Origin of the sequence: Kitasatospora cystarginea (assembly GCF_039533515.1) — a bacterium.
In the GTDB taxonomy this organism is placed as follows: domain Bacteria; phylum Actinomycetota; class Actinomycetes; order Streptomycetales; family Streptomycetaceae; genus Kitasatospora; species Kitasatospora cystarginea.
Window position 1 is genome coordinate 180,862 of sequence record NZ_BAAATR010000002.1, and the last position, 17,401, is coordinate 198,262.

Genomic DNA, 17,401 nt, shown 5'->3' on the forward strand with positions numbered 1-17,401 from the left:
GGTGGGTGTCGGGGGTGGGCGGGGGTCAGCCGGCCTGGCGGCAGAGCTCGGGGGCGGCCTTCCGGCTCAGGTAGTCCTCTGCGTGGCCGGCCAGCAGGTCGAGGACGTGGGCGATGTCCGCGAGCGTGGTCTCGGGGTTGAGCAGGGTGAACTTCAGGTAGTGCCGGTCGTCCACCTTGGTGCCGGCGACCACCGCCGCGCCGGAGGCGGCCAGCGCCTCGCGGGCGAACAGGTTGGCGTCGTCGGCGAGTTCGCGTGCCGGCCCGGCCTCGGGCAGGTAGCGGAAGACCACGGTGCTCAGCTGGGACCTGGTGACCACCTCGAAGCGGGGGTCCTCGGTGAGCAGTTCCCAGGCCTGCGCGGCGCGGTCGACGACCTCGTCGAAGAGTTCGCCGATCGCGTCGGCGCCCATGATGCGCAGGGTGAGCCAGAGCTTGAGGGCGTCGAACCGGCGGGTGGTCTGCAGGCTCTTGTCGACCTGGTTGGGGATCTTCTGCTCGGCCATCCGGGCCGGGTTGAGGTAGTCGGCGTGGTAGGTGGCGTGACGCAGCACGGCGGCGTCGCGGACCAGCAGCGCACTCGAACTGACCGGCTGGAAGAAGGACTTGTGGTAGTCGACGGTCACCGAGTCGGCCCGCTCGATCCCGTCCAGCAGGTGCCGCCTGGTGCGGGAGGCGAGCAGTCCGCAGCCGTACGCGGCGTCCACGTGCAGCCAGGCGCCCGCGGTGGCGCACAGGTCGGCGATCTGCGGCAGCGGGTCGATGGAGCCGAAGTCGGTGGTGCCGGCGGTGGCGACCACGGCCATCACCGTCAGGCCCTCGCGGCGGCAGCGGTCGAGTTCGCGGGCGAGGACGGCGGGGCGCATCCGGCGGTCCTGGTCGGTGGCGACCGGGATGACCGCGTCCGGGCCGAGGCCGAGGAGCTTCGCGGACTTCTGGACGCTGAAGTGGCCGGCCGCGGAGGCGAGGATGCGCAGCTTCGGGAGGAGCTCGGCCCTGGTCGGCGATGTGTCCGAACCGGCGGCGGCCCGGGCACGGGCCTCCTCGCGGGCGAGCAGCAGGGCGTGCAGGTTGGACTGGCTGCCGCCGCTGGTGAACACGCCGTCGGCCGCCGGGCCGAGGCCGATCCGCTCGGCGGTCCAGTCGATCAGCCGGCGCTCGATCAGGGTGCCGCCGGCGCTCTGGTCCCAGGTGTCGAGCGAGGAGTTGACGGCGCTGAGGACGGCCTCGCCGAGCAGGGCCGGGATGACCACCGGGCAGTTGAGGTGCGCCAGGTAGCGCGGGTGGTGGAAGTACACGGCGTCCCGCAGGTAGACGTCCTCCAGCTCGGCGAGGGCGGCGGCGGGGTCGTGCAGCGGCTGTTCCAGGTCGACGGCCGATATCTCGGGTGCGAGCCGGTCGGGGGTGGTTCCACTGAAGGGGCGTTCGGTGCGGGCGATCCGGGCGGCCACCCGGTCGATCCCGGCGGTGAGCGAGTGCCGGTATCCCTCCACCGTACGGCCGTTGAAGAGGTGCTCCCTGGCGCCTGCCGGCCGGGTCTCGACGGGGTGTCCCTGGAAACTCATGAGTGGTCCTCAACAGTCGCTACTGCCATTACTTAGGTAAGCCTATCCTAATTTTTACCAAGAGTTCGACCACGTTCGTGATGGATCGTCACGATTGACCGATCCGGCGTCAGACATGCGTGAGGGGCGCCGTGCGGGCGACCCGCCGCCACCGCAGCAGGGTTGCCCACACGGCGCCCCTCGGAAGAGAACTAGGCTCGTGCCTCGACCCGGAGGTCCTCCTCGGAGACGCCCTTGCGCCAGTAGCCGGAGAAGTTGACCAGCCGCCGGTCGATCCCCAGCTCGCCCACCAGGTACCGCCGCACCGCCTTCACCAGGCCGGACTCGCCGGCGATCCACGCGTACGGCGAACCGTCCGGGAGTTCGGCCGCCCGGATCGCGTCCGGCAGTGTGCTCCGGCCGTTGCGGATCAGCCAGGTGATCTCCACCTCGCCCGAGCTCGGCAGGTCCTGGATGTCCTCGGGACTGGGGACCTCGATCCACACCCTGGCCCTGGTCCCGGCCGGCAGCCAGTCCAGGATCCCGCCGACGGCTGGCAGGCCGGTCTCGTCGGCGGCGAGCAGCACCCAGTCGGTGCCGGCCGGCGGACGGAACCCGACACTGCGGTTGTCTGCCATCGCCGGGCCCAGCAGGCAGACCCGGTCGCCGGCCGACGCCCGCGCGGCCCAGCGGGCCGCCGGCCCCGCCGCCGCACCGGCCGCCGGCCCCTCGGCGCCGTGCAGCGCGAAGTCCACGTCCAACTCGGCGAGTTCGGGCCGCTGCGCGCGGATCGTGTACGAGCGCATGACCGCCCGCCGCTCCGGGTGGATGGCCCGCCAGTCGGCGTACCAGCTCTCGCCGAACCGCGCCGGCACCACCGGCTCGCGCTGCCCGGGGCGCGGCAGGAAGAGCGAGAAGCTCTGGTCCCGGCCGCCCGAGGCGAAGTCCTTCAACTGCTCACCGCCGAAGGTGATCCGCGTCATCGTCGGTCCGAGGCGGCAGGTGCGCACCACCTCGGCCGCGAAGAGCCGGAACTGCGAGGTCACCGGGGCGAGTTCGGTCGCCATCGGTCAACTCACCTTCTTGGCAGCCTCGATGGCCTTGGCCAGGCTCTCCAGCAGCGGCGCGGCACCCGCGTAGGAGAACCGCGGCACCGAGTTCCACGGGGTGATCTGCCCCGCCCGGACGGCGGGCAGCTGGGACCAAGCGGGCTTGGACGCGAGGTCGGACGGCTGCAGCGCGGTGTTGCGCTCGTCCAGCAGGATCAGGTCCGCCGGGTACTTGCCGGCGTTCTCCCAGCTGAGGCTCTCGAAGTAGCCGCCCTCGTCCAGCTTGTCCGGGACGATCAGGTCCACGCCGAGTTCGGCGAAGTACATCAGATCGGTGCTGATCTTCGGGTTGGAGGCGTAGAAGACGTCCGAACTGCCGGACGCGGCGAGCACCCTGAGACCGCCGTTCGCCTTGGCCGCCTTGCGCACGCGCTCCGCCGCCGCCTCGAACCGCGCCTTGGCGTCGGTGACCTTCCTTGCGTTCAGGTCCGCACCGAGCGCGGCGGCGAGCTCGGCATAGCGCTTGATCGGCTCGGTCATCGGCAGCCGGGCGGTGGCGATGGCCACGCTGGGGGCGAGCTGGAGGATCTTGTCCTTGCTCTCGTCCGGGACGTACCAGAGCGCGTCCGGGTTGTACATGTGGGTCACCAGCAGCTCGGGCCGCAGGCTCGCGTACTTCTCGATGCTGAACTCGCCCCAGACGTTGCCGAGGACCGCCACCTTGTCGACGTCGAGGTCGCCGGCCTGCGGATCGGGCTTGCCGTCCGCCAGCTTGGTCTCGCCGAAGACGCCGACGATCTGCCGGTCCAGGCCGAAGTCGACCAGGGCGGCCGCCGTACCGGTGAAGGCCACGATGCGGATGGGGGTGGTCTTGGCGGTGACCTCCTTCTTCCGGTCGTCGGTGAAGGACCACGGGCCGGAGGATCCGCCCTTCGCGTCGGTCGAGTCCTTCCCCGCCGAGCTCGAACTCCCCTTCCCGCTGCAGGCGGTGAGCAGGGTTCCGACGGCGGCGGCACCGCCGGCGGCCAGCAGGCCGCGACGGGAGAGGCGGGCGGAGGTGGTGGAACGCGGCATGACGGACTCTCGCTCGTGTGATTGAAATACGGTCAGAACCAGACGGCAGGATTAGGTTAACCTAACCTAAGTCCCTGTCCAGTGGGAGTGCCCGTCACCTCCCCGTCCGCTCCGGAGCCCTCCTGTGTCTGCCACCACGTCACTTCAGGCCCGCCGGGACCCGGAGATCCCGCAGTCACCTCGCGGGCGCCCGCCGAGCCGGCGCAACACGGTGCGGGCCGCCGGACTGCTCGGCTGCCTGCTCGCCCTGCTCCTGGTCCTGCTGCTCAGCATCGCCTTCGGCGCCAAGCAGCTCCCACCCGGCGAGGTCTGGCACGGGCTCTTCGACAGCGACTCGCCCGGGTACACCGCCGTCCACCGGATGCGCCTGCCGCGCACCCTGCTCGGACTGCTGGCCGGCACCGCCCTCGGGCTGGCCGGCGGCGTCATGCAGGCGCTGACCCGCAACCCGCTCGCCGACCCCGGGCTGCTGGGCATCAACGCCGGCGCCTCGGCCGCCGTCGCCGCCGCGACCACCCTCCTCGGTGTCACCGGCTTCACCGGCTACGTGTGGTTCGCACTGGCCGGGGCCGCCCTGGTCTCGGTCCTGGTCTACGCGGTCGGCGGCGGACGCGGGGCCACCCCCGCCCGGCTGGCCCTCGCCGGCTCCGCGCTCAACGCGATGCTCTACTCGTTCGTCAGCGCCGCCATGCTGCTCGACACGGCCTCACTGGAGCAGATGCGGTTCTGGACGGTCGGCTCGCTCGCCAGCGCCCAGCCGGCCACCATCGCAAGGCTGCTGCCCTTCGTCGCCGCCGGAGTGCTGCTCGCCCTCGCCCTGGCCCGGCCGCTCAACGCCATGGCCCTCGGCGACGACTCGGCCCGCGCCCTCGGCGCCCGGCCCGCACTGGTCCGGGCCGCCGCGATCCTGGCCGTCACCCTGCTGTGCGGAGCGGCCACCGCCGCCTGCGGCCCGATCGTCTTCGTCGGCCTGATGGTCCCGCACCTGGTACGCGCCCACACCGGCCCGGACCTGCGCTGGCTGCTCCCCTACTGCGCGCTGCTCGCCCCCGTCCTGCTGCTCGGCGCCGACGTGCTCGGCCGCCTGCTCGGCCGGCCGGGCGAACTCCAGGTCGGCATCGTCACCGCCGTCCTCGGCGGCCCGTTCTTCCTCTACTTCGCCCGACGCGGAAAGGTGGCGCGAGCATGAACGAACGCGAACTCTCCATCAGCAAAGGCGCGTTGGCCTCGCGCCCGACGGACCAGGCCGGGAGGGCCGGATGAGCGTGCTACGGATCGGCGACACCCTCTCCCTGCGCTACCGGCCCCGGGCACTGGTGGCCGGGACGCTGTGCGCGCTGCTGGCGCTCGCGGTGGGCGTGGTCGCCCTCGGCAGCGGCGACTACCCGATGAGCCCGGCCGAGGTGCTCGCCACCCTCACCGGTGGCGGCTCACCCGCCCAGGACTTCATCGTCAACGAACTACGGCTGCCCCGCCAGGTCACCGCCCTCGCCGTCGGCGCGGCGCTGGCACTGGCCGGAGCGCTGTTCCAGTCCCTGGTCCGCAACCCGCTGGGCAGCCCCGACATCCTCGGCTTCACCCAGGGCGCCTCCACCGGCGCCCTCGTCGTGGTGGTCACCGGCGGCAGCAGCCTGGCACTGGCCACCGGAGCGGTGGCCGGCGGCCTCGTCACCGGTGCCGTGATCTACGCCCTCGCCTGGCGCGGCGGCGTGCACGGCAGCCGGCTCGTCCTGGTCGGCATCGGCAGCGCCGCCATCCTCACCGGCGTCAACGGCTACCTGCTCACCCGCGCCCAACTCATGGACGCCGCAAGGGGAGTCCTCTGGCTCACCGGCAGCCTCGACGGCCGCGGCTGGGACGACGCACTGCCCGTGCTGGCCGCACTCGCGGTGCTGGCCACCGTGGTGCTGCTCGGCTGCGGACGCGCCCTGCGGATGATCGAGATGGGCGACGACGCGGCGGCCGGAGTCGGCGTCCCGGTCGAACGGCTGCGCCTGGTCCTGCTGGCAGCCGCCGTCATCCTCGCCTCCCTCGCCGCTGCCGCCGCCGGCCCGGTCTCCTTCGTCGCACTCACCGCACCCCAGGTCGCCCGCCGGCTCACCCGCAACCCCGGGCCCAACCCGCTCGCCTCGATGTGCGTCGGCGCGGCCCTGCTGATCAGCGCCGACCTGGCCGCACAGCAGCTGTTCACCGGACGCCAGCTGCCGGTCGGCGTGGTGACCGGCGTACTCGGCGGCGGGTACCTGATCTGGCTGCTCGCCACCCAGCGCAGGGCGGGCCGGATATGAGCGACACAGGGCGGAACCGGGACGGGCGCCGCCGCACCCACCGGCCATGAGCGACACACCTACGCACCGAAACGGAGCACCTGCCTTGGAGCACGATCAGGCGCCGGACCCGGCCCGGCTGACCGGCCGGGAGCTGACCCTCTCCTACGAGCAGCGGGTCATCGCCGAGGACCTCACCGTCACCATCCCCGACCGGTCCTTCACCGTCATCGTCGGCCCCAACGCCTGCGGCAAGTCCACCCTGCTGCGCGCGCTCTCCCGCACCCTCAAGCCCGCCGCCGGCACAGTCCTGCTGGACGGGCAGGACATCCACACCCGGCCGGCCAAGCAGGTAGCCCGCACCCTCGGCCTGCTCCCCCAGTCCTCCGTGGCGCCCGGGGGCATCGCGGTGTCCGAACTGGTCGCCCGCGGCCGCTACCCGCACCAGAGCCTGCTACGCCAGTGGTCCGGGGAGGACGAACGCGTCGTCGAGGAGTCGATGGCCGCGACCGGCGTCGCCGAACTCGCCGACCGTACGGTGGACGAGCTCTCCGGCGGACAGCGCCAGCGCGTCTGGATCGCGATGGCGCTGGCCCAACAGACCCCGCTGCTGCTCCTGGACGAACCGACCACCTACCTGGACATCGCCCACCAGATCGAGATCCTCGACCTGTGCGCCCGCCTGCACGAGGAACAGGGCCGCACGCTCGTCGCCGTGCTGCACGACCTCAACCACGCGGCGCGGTACGCCACCCATCTGATCGCCATGCGCGCCGGACGCATCGTCGCCTCCGGAGCCCCGAAGGACATCGTCACCGCCGAGCTGGTCGAGGAGGTCTTCCGCCTCCCCTGCCGTGTCATCGACGACCCCGAAACGGGCACACCGCTGGTCGTCCCGGCGGCCAGGACGGCCAGGACGGCGCGGACGGGCGCGCCCGCCTCGACCTGGCAACGCCTACGTCCCGCCCACGGAGCAGAGTCGAATCACCATCAGGAGAACCGTTGAGCATCGAGGTCTACCGCGACCCCTGGGGCATACCCCACCTGCGCGCCGGCAGCCCACTCGAACTCGCCCGCGCCCAGGGGCGGAACGCCGCCACCGACCGCGCCTGGCAGCTCGAGGTGGAGCGCCACCGCGCACAGGGCACCAGCGCCGCGTTCCTCGGGCCGGAGGCCGTCCCGTGGGACCGCTTCGCCCGCCGGGCCCGCCTGGCGGACACCGCCCGCCGCTGCTTCGACGCCCTCGACGCCGACACCGCCGCGTGGGTACGGGCCTATGTCGACGGCGTCAACGACGCCCTCCCCCAACAGGCCGATCACGCACCGGAGTTCGCCGAAACCTCGGTCGAACCCGGCAGCTGGCGACCCTGGACCCCGCTGGCCCTCTGGCTCTCCCACCACATCCTCTTCGCCGGCTTCCCGGCCAAGCTCTGGCGCGACCTGGTCGCCCACCGGCTCGGCGACCACGCGATCGGCCTGTTCGCCACCGACGGACCGGCGACCTCCGGCAGCAACGGCTGGCTGGTGCCCGGTGACCGGACCGCGACCGGCGCGGCCCTGATCGCGGGCGACCCGCACCGCTTCATCGAGGCACCGGGCATCTACCAGCAGATCCACCTGGTCTGCCCCGAGTTCGACGTGGTCGGACTGGCCGTGCCGGGCGTGCCCGGCATCGCGCACTTCGGCCACACCGGCAAGGTCGCCTGGGCGATCACCAACGCGATGGCCGACTACCAGGACCTCTACCGCGAACGCCTCCGGCGCACCGGCGACCGGATCGAGGCCCTCGGACCGGACGGCTGGCGGCCCGCGGCGACCCGCACCGAGACCATCGAAGTGGCGGGCGCCGACCCGGTCACGGTGCGGATCGTCGAGACCGAACGCGGCCCCGTCGTCGCCGGCGCGGACACCGAGGACGGCGAGGCGATCAGCCTGCGGTACCCACCCAGGGTCCGCGCGGACCTGGGCTTCGCCGCACTGCCCGCACTGCTGCGGGCGACCACCGTGGCCGACGTCGACCGGGCCTTCGACCACTGGGCGGAGCCCGTCAACGTGGTCCAGGCGGCCGACACCGAGGGCGGCATGCTGCACCGGGTCGCGGGCACGGTACCGCTGCGGCACCCGGACAACCGCCTTCGCGTGGTGGACGCCTGGCGGCCCGGCCACCAATGGCGTGGCTGGTACGGGCCGATGCCGCGCGAGGTGGTGACGGGCGTCGCGGTGATGGCGAACCAGCGCGGCATCGCCGAGCCGCTGGGCGTCGAGTTCGCCCCATCGCACCGGGCCGATCGGATCGGCGAGTTGCTCGGCCGGCACTCCGCCTGGACGGGTCCGGACATGGCGGCCGTCCACACCGACACCCACCTCGGTTCGGCCCGCCCGCTGCTCGACCCGCTGGCCGCGCTCCCCGGCCTGAGCCCGGAGGCCGCCCGCCTGCGGGACCGTCTCCTCGCCTGGGACCGGCGGATGGCGGCGGACAGCACCGACGCCACGTCATACGCGCGCCTGCGCAGCGCGGTGGTCCGCAGACTGGCCGCCCATCCCGCGCTGTCCGCGCTGTCCGGCCCGGTGCCGTACCCGGAGGTCTTCCTACCCTGGCTGGCCCTCGTCCCGCGCGTGGCGTACGGCCTTCAGGCGCTGCTGGGCAGCGACCTGCTGCCCGAGTCCGACCGGGCCGAGCTCATCCGCGCGGCCGTCGAGGAGGTGGCCACCGCCGGGGAGCCGGACACCCCCTGGGGCATGCTCCACCGGCTCGCGCCCTGGCAGGCGCTGCCCGGCGGTCCACCTGAGGGCGCCTGGCCCGCCCTGGCCGGCGACCACGACTGCGTGCTCTCCACATCGAGCGTCCCCGGTGTCACCGACCTCAGTGCCCGAGGGCCCGCCGCCCGCTACGTGTGGGACCTGGCCCGCCGCGAGGACAGCCTCTGGGTGGTACCGCTCGGCGCCAGCGGCAGACCCCGAAGCGCCCACCACCACGACCAGTTGCCGCTCTGGCTGCGCGGCGACCTCGTCCCCGTGATCACCGACTTCACCCTGCTGACCGAGGAACGAACATGACTGACCCCCTGGCCCACCGTCGCACGGCCGTCCACGAGCGGACCGTCGAAGGCTTCGGCACCGTCCGCGTCCTCCCGCTCGACCCCGCGACCGACGCCGGGGTGGTCCACGGCTGGGTCACCCAGGAGCGGGCCCGGTTCTGGGGCATGCTCGACGCCGACCGGGCACGCGTCCAGGAGATCTACGAGTACGTGGACTCGCTGAGCACCCACCACGCGTACCTGATCCACCACGAGGACCGGCCCGCCGCACTGTTCCAGACCTACCAACCGGAGCACGACCCGGTCGGCGAGTGCTACCAGGTCCGGCCCGGCGACTTCGGCATCCACCTGCTGATCGGCCCCGTGCTCGGCGACCCGGTGCCGGGCTGGACCGGCACCCTGCTCTCCGTCTTCCTCGGCCACGTGCTGGCGGACCCGGCCCGGCTGCGCCTGGTCGCCGAACCCGACGCCCGGAACGACCGGGCGATCGCACGGCTGATCCGGACCGGTTTCACCCCCGGGCCGGAGATCCAACTGCCGCACAAGCGCGCCCGCTTGCTCTTCCTCGACCGGGCCGACTTCACCGGCGCGGGCTGACCGACGGCCCGGGCCACCCGGTTCCACGACCGCCTACCAGTAGCGCGCCGCGCGCGGGCGCGTGGCGGACCGGGCATCCGCCGCGGCGGGGCTACCCGGTCACGGCCAGGGACTCCAGGGCTGACAACCGCCCCTCAGCGGCCGGCCGTGGCAGCACCCACCGCCGGCCGCAGAAACTCCAGGACCACCTCGGCGAACTCCTCGGGCATGGTGTTGTGCACCATGTGTCCGGCCTCCAGAGTGACGATCCGACAGTCCGGCAGCCGCCAGGCCAGTTCCGCGATCCGGTCCTGCGGCACATGGCTGCCGGACCCGCCGGCCACCACCAGGGTGGGCACCGTGATCTCCGGCATCCGCGTGAGCCACCCCGGGTCGGGGCTGTCCACCTGCCCCCTGATCGCCGGGACCACCGCCCAGTCGAAGACCGTTGGCTCCTCGGGCTTCGTCGGGGTGGACGGCTCACGCGGGAACGGTGGCGGTACGTCCTCCAGTACCAGCCGCCGGATCCGCTCCCCGTGTTCCTGGGCGAGCAGATAGGCCACCACCCCGCCCATCGAGTGCCCGACCAGATCCACCCGGTCGAGGCCCAGCTCGTCCAGGAACCCGAGCACGTCCTCCCGCATCAGCTCGAAGGAGTACTCCCCCGGCTGGTCACTGCACCCGTGCCCCCGCAGGTCCAGCGCATGGACCCGCCAGTCCCGCGCGAACGCGGGCACCACGCCCTCCCACCCCGAGGCCTCCTCTCCCAGCGCGTGCAGCAGCAACAACGCCGGTGCCCCCGCCGGCCCGGACACCTGGTAGGCCAGCCGGAGCCCGCCACTCACAACCACCTCGTGACGCTCAGTCATGTCGCCGAACCTAACCCGGTCTGCCCGTCGGCGGCCACCTGTCCGCATTCAGCCGTTCGCGTTCATCGACCGGCGTGCACGCCGTCGACGCCCACGGTTCGGTGCCACCCGTCAGTGTGCGCTCGCCGCGCCCGCCGGAGCTGCGCCCGCCGTGACCGACGGGGCGAAGGCTGGCAGTTGCTCCAGACTCTCCGCGACCGCCGCGAAGCCGTACTCGAGCATCTCGCGCTCGTACCGCTCGACGGCCGGCAGCAGCTCCGCCTCGCCCCGCTCGACCGCGGTGAGCGCGCGGCAGAGCCCTGCCGCGTCCCGGAACGCGGTGTTGGCGCCCATGCCGCCGCTCGGCGGCATGACGTGGATGGCGTCGCCGAGCAGGGTGACCCGGCGGGTGCCCCAGTGCGGCACCGGCTTCGCGCAACGGACCGTCAGCACGGAGCTGTTCACCACGTCCGACTGCCGTACCAGCTCCACCAGATCGGGGTGCCAGTCGGCGATGCCGCCCAGCAGCAGGTCGCGGACCGCCGGCCAGTCTGCGGGCAGCGGCCTGATGTACTCGGGCAGGAACGCAGCCCAGCGCAGGTAGCTTCCGGTTTCCGGGAGTTCGACATCGGGGGCCAGTTCGGCGGCGACGAGGTGCGGCGGGCGGCGGAACTCCATCTTGCCGAGCAGCATCCGCACCTCGGGGCCGTGGACCACGGTGCCGAAGCCCGGGACCAGACCGGCGAACCGCTCCGTCAGCGGCGTGCGGCCGAGCAGGCCGTTGCCGTCCAGGGTGACCACCTCGGCGTCGGGCAGGAGTTGCCGGCGCACGGGGGAGTTGCCGCCGTCCGCACCCACCAGCAGGTCGCCGGTGGCGCTGCTCCCGTCGGCGAACTCGGCCCGGACGGTGCCGTCGGTCAGCTCGGTGTAGCGGATCAGCCGCTTGCCGAACTCGATCCGGTCGGTGAGCCCGGCCAGCAGCAGATGCCGCAGGACGTGCCGGTCGGTGGCCGTGCCCCCGTGCAGCGCGCCGAGTTGGCGGATCTCGCGCAGCTGCTCGTCGACCACCCGCCGCTCACCCGAGAGCTCTCCGGTGCTGGCCTCCAGCAGCGGGTGCAAGCCCTGCGGCAGGCATTCGCGCAGCGCGGCCAGTCCCGGGCCGCCGATGCCGATCCGGAAGCCCTGGTACCGGGCCCGCACGCTCGCCTCGCGCTCGTAGATCCGCACGTCGATCCCGGCCTGCCGCAGCCCCTGCGCCAGGCACAGACCGCCGATTCCGGCGCCGATCACCAGAACCCGCATGTCGATCCCCCAAACTTGGACACCGTAACTTGAACACCGTTCACTTGGTCGCCGTTCAAGTTACTTGGCCGGTGTTCAAGTGGCAAGATGCTCCGGTAGCAGGAAGGGATACGAAAGGGGGACCCGATGCCACTCCGGCAGGCCGATGTGCTGCAGGGCGCGATGGAACTGCTCGACGAGGACGGCCTCGACGAGTTGACCACCCGTCGCCTGGCCCAGCGGCTCGGCGTCCGCGCCGGTGCCCTGTACTGGCACTACCCGAGCAAGGCGGCACTGCTGGACGCGCTGGCCGACCGGATCATCGGCGAGATGCTCACACAGCCGCCCGCCAGTGGCCCGGGCGCCGCCCCCGTCGCCGAGCAGGACTGGCCCGACCGGCTCCGGGACCTGGCCACCCGGGCCCGCGCGACCATGCTCGCCCACCGCGACGGCGCCCGGCTCGTGGTCTCCTTCACCGCCCCGCCGCCCAACGCCCTCGCCTACTTCGGCTCCCTGGTCGACGCCCTGCGCTCGGCCGGTGCCGACGACTCGGCCGCCCACCTCGGCGCGGACGTGATCACCAGCTTCGTCAACGGCTACACCCTCGAGGAGCAGGCCCGCCAGGCTGCCCTGATCCCCCTGGACCAGCGCGACGCGACCTTCCGCCTGGAGCTGGACATCGTGATCGCGGGCATCCGCGCGCGGCTGCTGCGCGACTGAGCGGAACTCGCCGCCGGTCGGTCGCCATGCGGGTCGGCGCGGCCACGGACCCCGCTCGTTCGGACACGTGGCCGAAATTCCGGGTGAACGTGCCAGGCGCCCGGATCGGAACAGCTAGGAGGCCACGCAGATGGGCGCGGTGGTGCGTCCCGGCAACCGCCGGCTCCATCACCGGAGCCCCGGGCGGTGGTGATGTCGCAGGGCGGTCGCCGGTCGATCGCGGTGAACAGGGCTTGGAACGCTCCGGCATGACGGATGGTTGTGGAATCCCGTTGGGTCGCGTGCTGGCCGGAGACGCCCGAACCGCCGTCCATGACAGGCGCCGACCTTTGGGCCAAGCCGGGCATCAACCAGCCCGATGCGGTCGCGGCACCGCTGACCCACTCGGCGGTGTTCCCGACACTGGCATCGGATCGGCTTCCGTCCTTGCCCGGGGCGGTGCCCCCCGGGCGCGGCCCCACACCTCTCGCGCGTTCACTGCTTCAGGAGTTCAGCGAAGCGGTCCAGCGCACGATCGGTGCGGTGGCGGTCGCCGGTGGCCGTGAGATCGAACAGTAGACCCCGGACAACGGCCATGACCAACGTGGGCGTGACGGTGTCGTCAGGACCGGTGGAGACGTCGCGGAATGCGGCACCGAGAGTGTCGAACCAGTCCGTGATCGCCTCGCCCTGGTCGGGGTAGTTCTCGGGGTGGACCAGGCCGTCGGCGTGCACCTCGAAGAACAGCCGGACGAACGGCGCACGTTCGTCTGCGCTGATCCACGCCCAGATGCCACGCAGCCGCTCCTGCACGGAACCCGTCTTCGGCGGAAGGTGCTCGGCCAGGCGCACCGCACCTCGGCGGCGGGCCTCGGCGAGGACCGCCGCGACCAACTCCTGTTTGCTGCCGAAGTCGTAGAGCAGCATCCGTGGGCTGGTATCGAGGGCCTCGGCCAGTGGTCGCAGGCTCAGCCCGCCCAAGCCGTGTGCCAGCACGTAATCGGTCGCCCGCGCCAGCGTGCGCTCGCGACGGGCGGGATCTGCGGGTCGCCCCACGGTGGATCTCCTCTCAGCGACTCGGAAGTGAAACAGTATTAGCGAGTATATGGTACGACTGTTTCAACAACGAGGGGAGACCACCATGCACACCTTCGACCGAGTACTAGTCCTGGGTCCCGGGAGTCACGTTGGCACGGCCTGGATGGCCGGGCTGGCCTACGGTTTGCGCCGCGACGGCGTGGATCTGGGCGAGGCCGACCTGATCGTCGGGACGTCGGCCGGCGCGATCGTCGGCGCACTACTCGCCACTGGGCAGGACCCGGGGCGGCTCGCGACTTCGGCTCGCCCGGCCGCTCACCGGCTCGAGGCGGCCCCCGGGCGGATGGGCGCGGTGTTCTCCGTGCTCGGCGACCGCAGCCTGGAACCCGGGGAGGCCAGGCGTCGCGTCGGCCGCCTCGCACTCGAAGGCATCGACCCCCAGGCCGAGGAGGCGCTGATCGCGGGACGCGCTGCCTTGATCGGTGCGGACGCGTGGCCGGAGCGACGACTGCTGATCACCGCCGTTTGCGCAACCACCGGTGAGCCCGTGGTGTGGGACCGCGACAGCGGCGTGCCGTTGGTGCCCGCGGTGGCGGCGAGCAGCACCTTCCCCGGGGCCGCGCCGCCGGTTGTCATCGACGGTCGGCGGTACATGGACGGTGCGCTGCGGGCGGGCACCAACGCCGATCTCGCGGCCGGAGCCCGCACGCTGGTCGTGGTCGAGCCGATGGCCCACCTGTTTCCCCGCGAGCCGCTCAACCAGCAGTTGGCGGCAGTGGGGGCGGACGCCGTGGTGACCATCGGCCCCGACCCGGCCTCGGTGCGCGCTTTCGGCTCGGACCCGGGCGACCTGGCAGCCTGGGAACCGGCCTACCGGGCGGGTCTTCGCCAGGCCGGCGACGTCGGCGCGCAGCTCCGCTCCGCGTGGAGGACAGAAGCAGACGCGGGCTGACCGCCGATCAGGTCAGGCCGACCGCTCGGGCAGCCCAGCGCCGAATTGACCCCGAGGCGGTTCGGCCAGCCATGCTGGAAGTACAGGCACAGGTCTCCCCGGTGATCACAGAAGCGTCGCAACTCCATGATCGCCAAGACCTGTGCCTGCGCTGCTACTGGGGTGCCATCGCCCCATCTGCGCCACCTCCAAGTAGCCCCACTACGACGAAGCACCCCGGCGGGTCGGCCGGGCGGCACGGCGACGGAGGCGCCCGGCGCACCCTGCCGCTCGCGCAGCTCCCAGCCCAAAAAGCCGTCCGCAGTGCGGGGCGGAACTCGCCTCGCACTGCGGACGATCGGCCGCTGCGGACAGCCGGCGGTCGGCCGGGTGGCCGGCTAGCGGGGTGGATCTGGTCTCCGCCGACAGCTGGTCACACCGGAGGCTCGCTCCAGCAGCTCACACCGGTTGCTCACACCGAGCCGGCCGGCACCTCCTCCGCCACCGGCTCACTGTCCAGCCACGCCTGCGGCCGTCGGCCGTCGCCCCGCCCGGGCAGGATCAGCAGCACCAGCACCGCACCGGCCGCCATCACGATCCCGCCGATCAGGCTGGTGTGGGCGACGGCGTCCGCGAAGGAGCGGTGGGCGGCGGCGACCAGTTGCGCGGCCGCCTGCGGTCCGCCGGCCGGGTCGGCGGCGACCCGCTGGGCGACCGCGAGGGCGCCGCCGACCGAGTCCTGGGCGAGGTGCAGCGCGGCGGGCGGCAGGTGGTCGCCGGCCGCGGCAGTGAGATTGTGGCGGTAGGACGTGGCGAGGATCGAGCCGAGCACGGCGATGCCGAGCGACCCGCCGAGTTCGAGGGCGGTGTCATTGAGGCCGCCGCCGACACCGAGTTCACTCTCCGGGAACAGGCCCATGATGGTGTCCGTGCAGGGGGCGACGCTGAGGCCGATGGCGAAGCCGAGCAGCAGGAACGGGGCCAGGAAGTCGGCGTAGGTCGAACCGGCGTCGATCCGGGTGAGCAGCAGCACGCCGGCCGTGCCGATCGCCATGCCCGCCACCACCATCGGCTTCATCCCGAGCCGGGGCGTGGCCACACCTGTCAGCGCGGCGCCGGCGAAGACCGCGCCGGCCAGCGGCAGCAGCCGCACCCCGGTGGCGAGCGGGGCGTAGCCGAGCACGAACTGCAAGTGCTGGGTGGCGTAGTAGAGGGCGCCGAAGGTGCCGAGGAAGAACATCAGCACGGCGAGCATCGAGCCGCTGAACGCGCGGAGGCGGAACATCCGCACGTTCACCAGCGGCTGCGGGTGCCGCAGCTCCCAAAGGACGAATGCCACCAGGCCGGTCCCGGCCACCACGGCCGCGGTGACCGGTCCGGCGCCCCAGCCGAAGTGCGGCCCTTCGATGATCGCGTAGACCAGCGAACCGACGGTGGCGATCGACAGCACTCCGCCGACCAGGTCGAGCCGGCCCTGCCGCTCGGCACGGGACGGCGGCACCAGGAAGAGCGCGGCGACCAGGGCGACGGCCGCGATCGGGATGTTGATCAGGAAGGTGGCGCCCCAGGCGTGGTCCTCCAGCAGCCAGCCGGCCACCAGCGGGCCGACCGCGACCGCGAGTCCGGAGGTGGCGGTCCAGGCCGTGATCGCACGGGCCCGCTCGACCCGCGGGAAGGTCGCGACCAGCAACGAAAGGGTCGCGGGCATGATGGTGGCCGCGCCGACGCCCATGACCGCACGGGCGGCGATCACCGCGCCCGCGCTGTGTGCCGCGGCGCCCAGCACCGCGCCCCCGGCGAACACGGCCAGCCCGGCCAGTAGCCCGCCCCGTCGGCTGTAGCGGTCGCCGACTGCGCCGAGCAACAGCATCAACGCGGCGTACGGGACCGTGTAGCCGTCGATCACCCACTGCAGCTGACTGCTGTCCAGGCCCAGGTCACGGGTCATGTCGGGGGCGGCGACGATCAGTGAGGTGTTGGCCATCACCACGATCAGCAGGCTGAGGCAGAGCACCAGCAGGGCCCACCAGCGGCGTGGATAGGGGCCGTTCATCCGGTCGACGGGTGTGGAGGCGAGGACGGGCATGGGTCGCTCCTTCGGGAGAGCGCGAGCACTGGTGGCGAGGACACGGACGGGAAGGGCACGGGCAGAGAAGCGGCGCCGGACGGGCCGAGCACGGGTCGGGGCGGGTACCTGCCGTGGCAGGCCCCGACCCGAGTTACTTGCTCACTCATGTGCAGGTTAGCTACTTGCACATTGGCGTGCAAATACTGCTCCGGCCTCCGGCTCGCGATCGCATAGGCTGACTCCGCCCCACCCCACCGCATTTCCTGAGAGGTCCCTGGCATGGCGGATCCCGCCGACGGCACTCCCCAGCGGAGCCACGCCCGCTCCAACCGGGCCCGCATCCTCGAGGTCGCGCGGCGCGAACTCGGCGCCCGGCCCGATGCCACGCTGGACGAGATCGCCCGCGCGGCAGGGGTGGTCCGCCGCACCGTCTACGGCCACTTCCCCGGCCGCGCCGCACTGCTCGACGCGCTCGCCGAGGAGGCGGCGACAGCCCTGCGGGAGGTGCTGACCACCGCCGGAGGTCCCGCACCGGGCCCCGAGGAGGCGTTCGCCCGGTTCCTGCTGGCGCTCTGGCCGATCGGCGACCGCTACCGGATGCTGCTCTCGCTCGCCCGCCGCGACCTGGGCGAGGAGCGCGTCGCCGAACTGCTCGCCCCCACCTCCGCTTACTGCACCGCCGTCCTGGCGCAGGGTCAGGAGAGCGGGGCCTTCCACCGCCAGCTGCCCGCACCGGTCCTCTCCAATGCCCTCCAGGGCCTGACCTTCTCGCTACTGGAGAGCGTCAACCTCGGCGAATGGCAGGACGACGGGACCAGGGCCACCACCGCCACCCTGATCGCGGCGGGTGTCAGCCCCGACCGTGCCGCCACCGTGGTACGCGAGCTGAACTGTCCCGGCACATAGGGACGTTCGCCCCGTCGGACGGTCCGTCGAGGCGGATGCGAGGCAGCCGGAGGCGGCGCTCCACCGCGCCGCGCACCCGGAGC

At 72.6% G+C, this 17,401-nt stretch carries 15 protein-coding genes and 1 pseudogene; 9 read left to right on the forward strand and 7 right to left on the reverse strand.

Annotated elements, in window-relative coordinates; all coding sequences use genetic code 11:
- Positions 1–25: 25 nt before the first annotated feature.
- The 3 genes from ABD369_RS02760 to ABD369_RS02770 form a co-directional block, all read right to left on the reverse strand.
- Positions 26–1,564: a pyridoxal phosphate-dependent decarboxylase family protein gene (locus ABD369_RS02760; RefSeq protein WP_344634557.1), complete on the reverse strand. Its 1,539-nt coding sequence runs from the start codon at positions 1,562–1,564 to the stop codon at positions 26–28.
- A 191-nt stretch (positions 1,565–1,755) separates the two neighbouring features.
- Complete coding sequence (locus ABD369_RS02765; RefSeq protein ID WP_344634558.1) at positions 1,756–2,610, reverse strand: siderophore-interacting protein; 855 nt, start codon at positions 2,608–2,610, stop codon at positions 1,756–1,758.
- A gap of 3 nt (positions 2,611–2,613) precedes the next feature.
- Positions 2,614–3,666 carry an ABC transporter substrate-binding protein gene (locus ABD369_RS02770; RefSeq protein WP_344634559.1) on the reverse strand — a complete coding sequence of 351 codons (1,053 nt, stop codon included), beginning with the start codon at positions 3,664–3,666 and terminating at the stop codon, positions 2,614–2,616.
- A gap of 124 nt (positions 3,667–3,790) precedes the next feature.
- Here ABD369_RS02770 and ABD369_RS02775 point away from each other — a divergent pair, with 124 nt between their 5' ends.
- The 5 genes from ABD369_RS02775 to ABD369_RS02795 all read left to right on the forward strand — a co-directional run bounded on the left by ABD369_RS02775 (position 3,791) and on the right by ABD369_RS02795 (position 9,568).
- Positions 3,791–4,855 carry a FecCD family ABC transporter permease gene (locus ABD369_RS02775; protein ID WP_425557519.1) on the forward strand — a complete coding sequence of 355 codons (1,065 nt, stop codon included), beginning with the start codon at positions 3,791–3,793 and terminating at the stop codon, positions 4,853–4,855.
- A 70-nt stretch (positions 4,856–4,925) separates the two neighbouring features.
- Positions 4,926–5,954, forward strand: a complete 1,029-nt coding sequence (locus ABD369_RS02780) for a FecCD family ABC transporter permease (protein ID WP_344634560.1) — start codon at positions 4,926–4,928, stop codon at positions 5,952–5,954.
- A 46-nt stretch (positions 5,955–6,000) separates the two neighbouring features.
- Positions 6,001–6,939: an ABC transporter ATP-binding protein gene (locus tag ABD369_RS02785; protein WP_425557520.1), complete on the forward strand. Its 939-nt coding sequence runs from the start codon at positions 6,001–6,003 to the stop codon at positions 6,937–6,939.
- Positions 6,936–8,990, forward strand: a complete 2,055-nt coding sequence (locus tag ABD369_RS02790; protein WP_344634562.1) for a penicillin acylase family protein — start codon at positions 6,936–6,938, stop codon at positions 8,988–8,990. Before ABD369_RS02785 ends, ABD369_RS02790 begins: the two co-directional genes overlap by 4 nt.
- Complete coding sequence (locus ABD369_RS02795) at positions 8,987–9,568, forward strand: GNAT family N-acetyltransferase (RefSeq protein ID WP_344634563.1); 582 nt, start codon at positions 8,987–8,989, stop codon at positions 9,566–9,568. Before ABD369_RS02790 ends, ABD369_RS02795 begins: the two co-directional genes overlap by 4 nt.
- Positions 9,569–9,702: 134 nt before the next feature.
- Here ABD369_RS02795 and ABD369_RS02800 read toward each other — a convergent pair whose 3' ends face one another.
- Both ABD369_RS02800 and ABD369_RS02805 read right to left on the reverse strand, forming a co-directional pair.
- Entirely contained in the window at positions 9,703–10,416 is a 714-nt protein-coding gene (locus ABD369_RS02800; RefSeq protein WP_344634564.1) for an alpha/beta fold hydrolase, read from the reverse strand.
- A gap of 111 nt (positions 10,417–10,527) precedes the next feature.
- Entirely contained in the window at positions 10,528–11,697 is a 1,170-nt protein-coding gene (locus ABD369_RS02805) for an FAD-dependent oxidoreductase (protein WP_344634565.1), read from the reverse strand.
- Between the two features lie 126 nt (positions 11,698–11,823).
- Between ABD369_RS02805 and ABD369_RS02810 the strand changes: the two genes are divergently transcribed.
- Positions 11,824–12,396 carry a TetR/AcrR family transcriptional regulator C-terminal domain-containing protein gene (locus ABD369_RS02810; RefSeq protein ID WP_344634566.1) on the forward strand — a complete coding sequence of 191 codons (573 nt, stop codon included), beginning with the start codon at positions 11,824–11,826 and terminating at the stop codon, positions 12,394–12,396.
- A gap of 161 nt (positions 12,397–12,557) precedes the next feature.
- Positions 12,558–12,698, forward strand: a pseudogene (locus ABD369_RS02815) (IS5/IS1182 family transposase); the annotation flags it as partial.
- Positions 12,699–12,870: 172 nt separating this feature from the next.
- Here ABD369_RS02815 and ABD369_RS02820 read toward each other — a convergent pair.
- Positions 12,871–13,431 carry a TetR family transcriptional regulator gene (locus ABD369_RS02820; protein ID WP_344634567.1) on the reverse strand — a complete coding sequence of 187 codons (561 nt, stop codon included), beginning with the start codon at positions 13,429–13,431 and terminating at the stop codon, positions 12,871–12,873.
- Positions 13,432–13,516: 85 nt separating this feature from the next.
- On the opposite strand from ABD369_RS02820, the gene ABD369_RS02825 reads away from it, so the two are divergent.
- Entirely contained in the window at positions 13,517–14,365 is an 849-nt protein-coding gene (locus tag ABD369_RS02825) for a patatin-like phospholipase family protein (protein ID WP_344634568.1), read from the forward strand.
- Between the two features lie 451 nt (positions 14,366–14,816).
- Here ABD369_RS02825 and ABD369_RS02830 read toward each other — a convergent pair whose 3' ends face one another.
- Positions 14,817–16,430: an MFS transporter gene (locus ABD369_RS02830; protein WP_344634569.1), complete on the reverse strand. Its 1,614-nt coding sequence runs from the start codon at positions 16,428–16,430 to the stop codon at positions 14,817–14,819.
- A 261-nt stretch (positions 16,431–16,691) separates the two neighbouring features.
- Here ABD369_RS02830 and ABD369_RS02835 point away from each other — a divergent pair, with 261 nt between their 5' ends.
- Positions 16,692–17,318 carry a TetR/AcrR family transcriptional regulator gene (locus tag ABD369_RS02835; protein WP_344634570.1) on the forward strand — a complete coding sequence of 209 codons (627 nt, stop codon included), beginning with the start codon at positions 16,692–16,694 and terminating at the stop codon, positions 17,316–17,318.
- Positions 17,319–17,401: the final 83 nt, after the last annotated feature.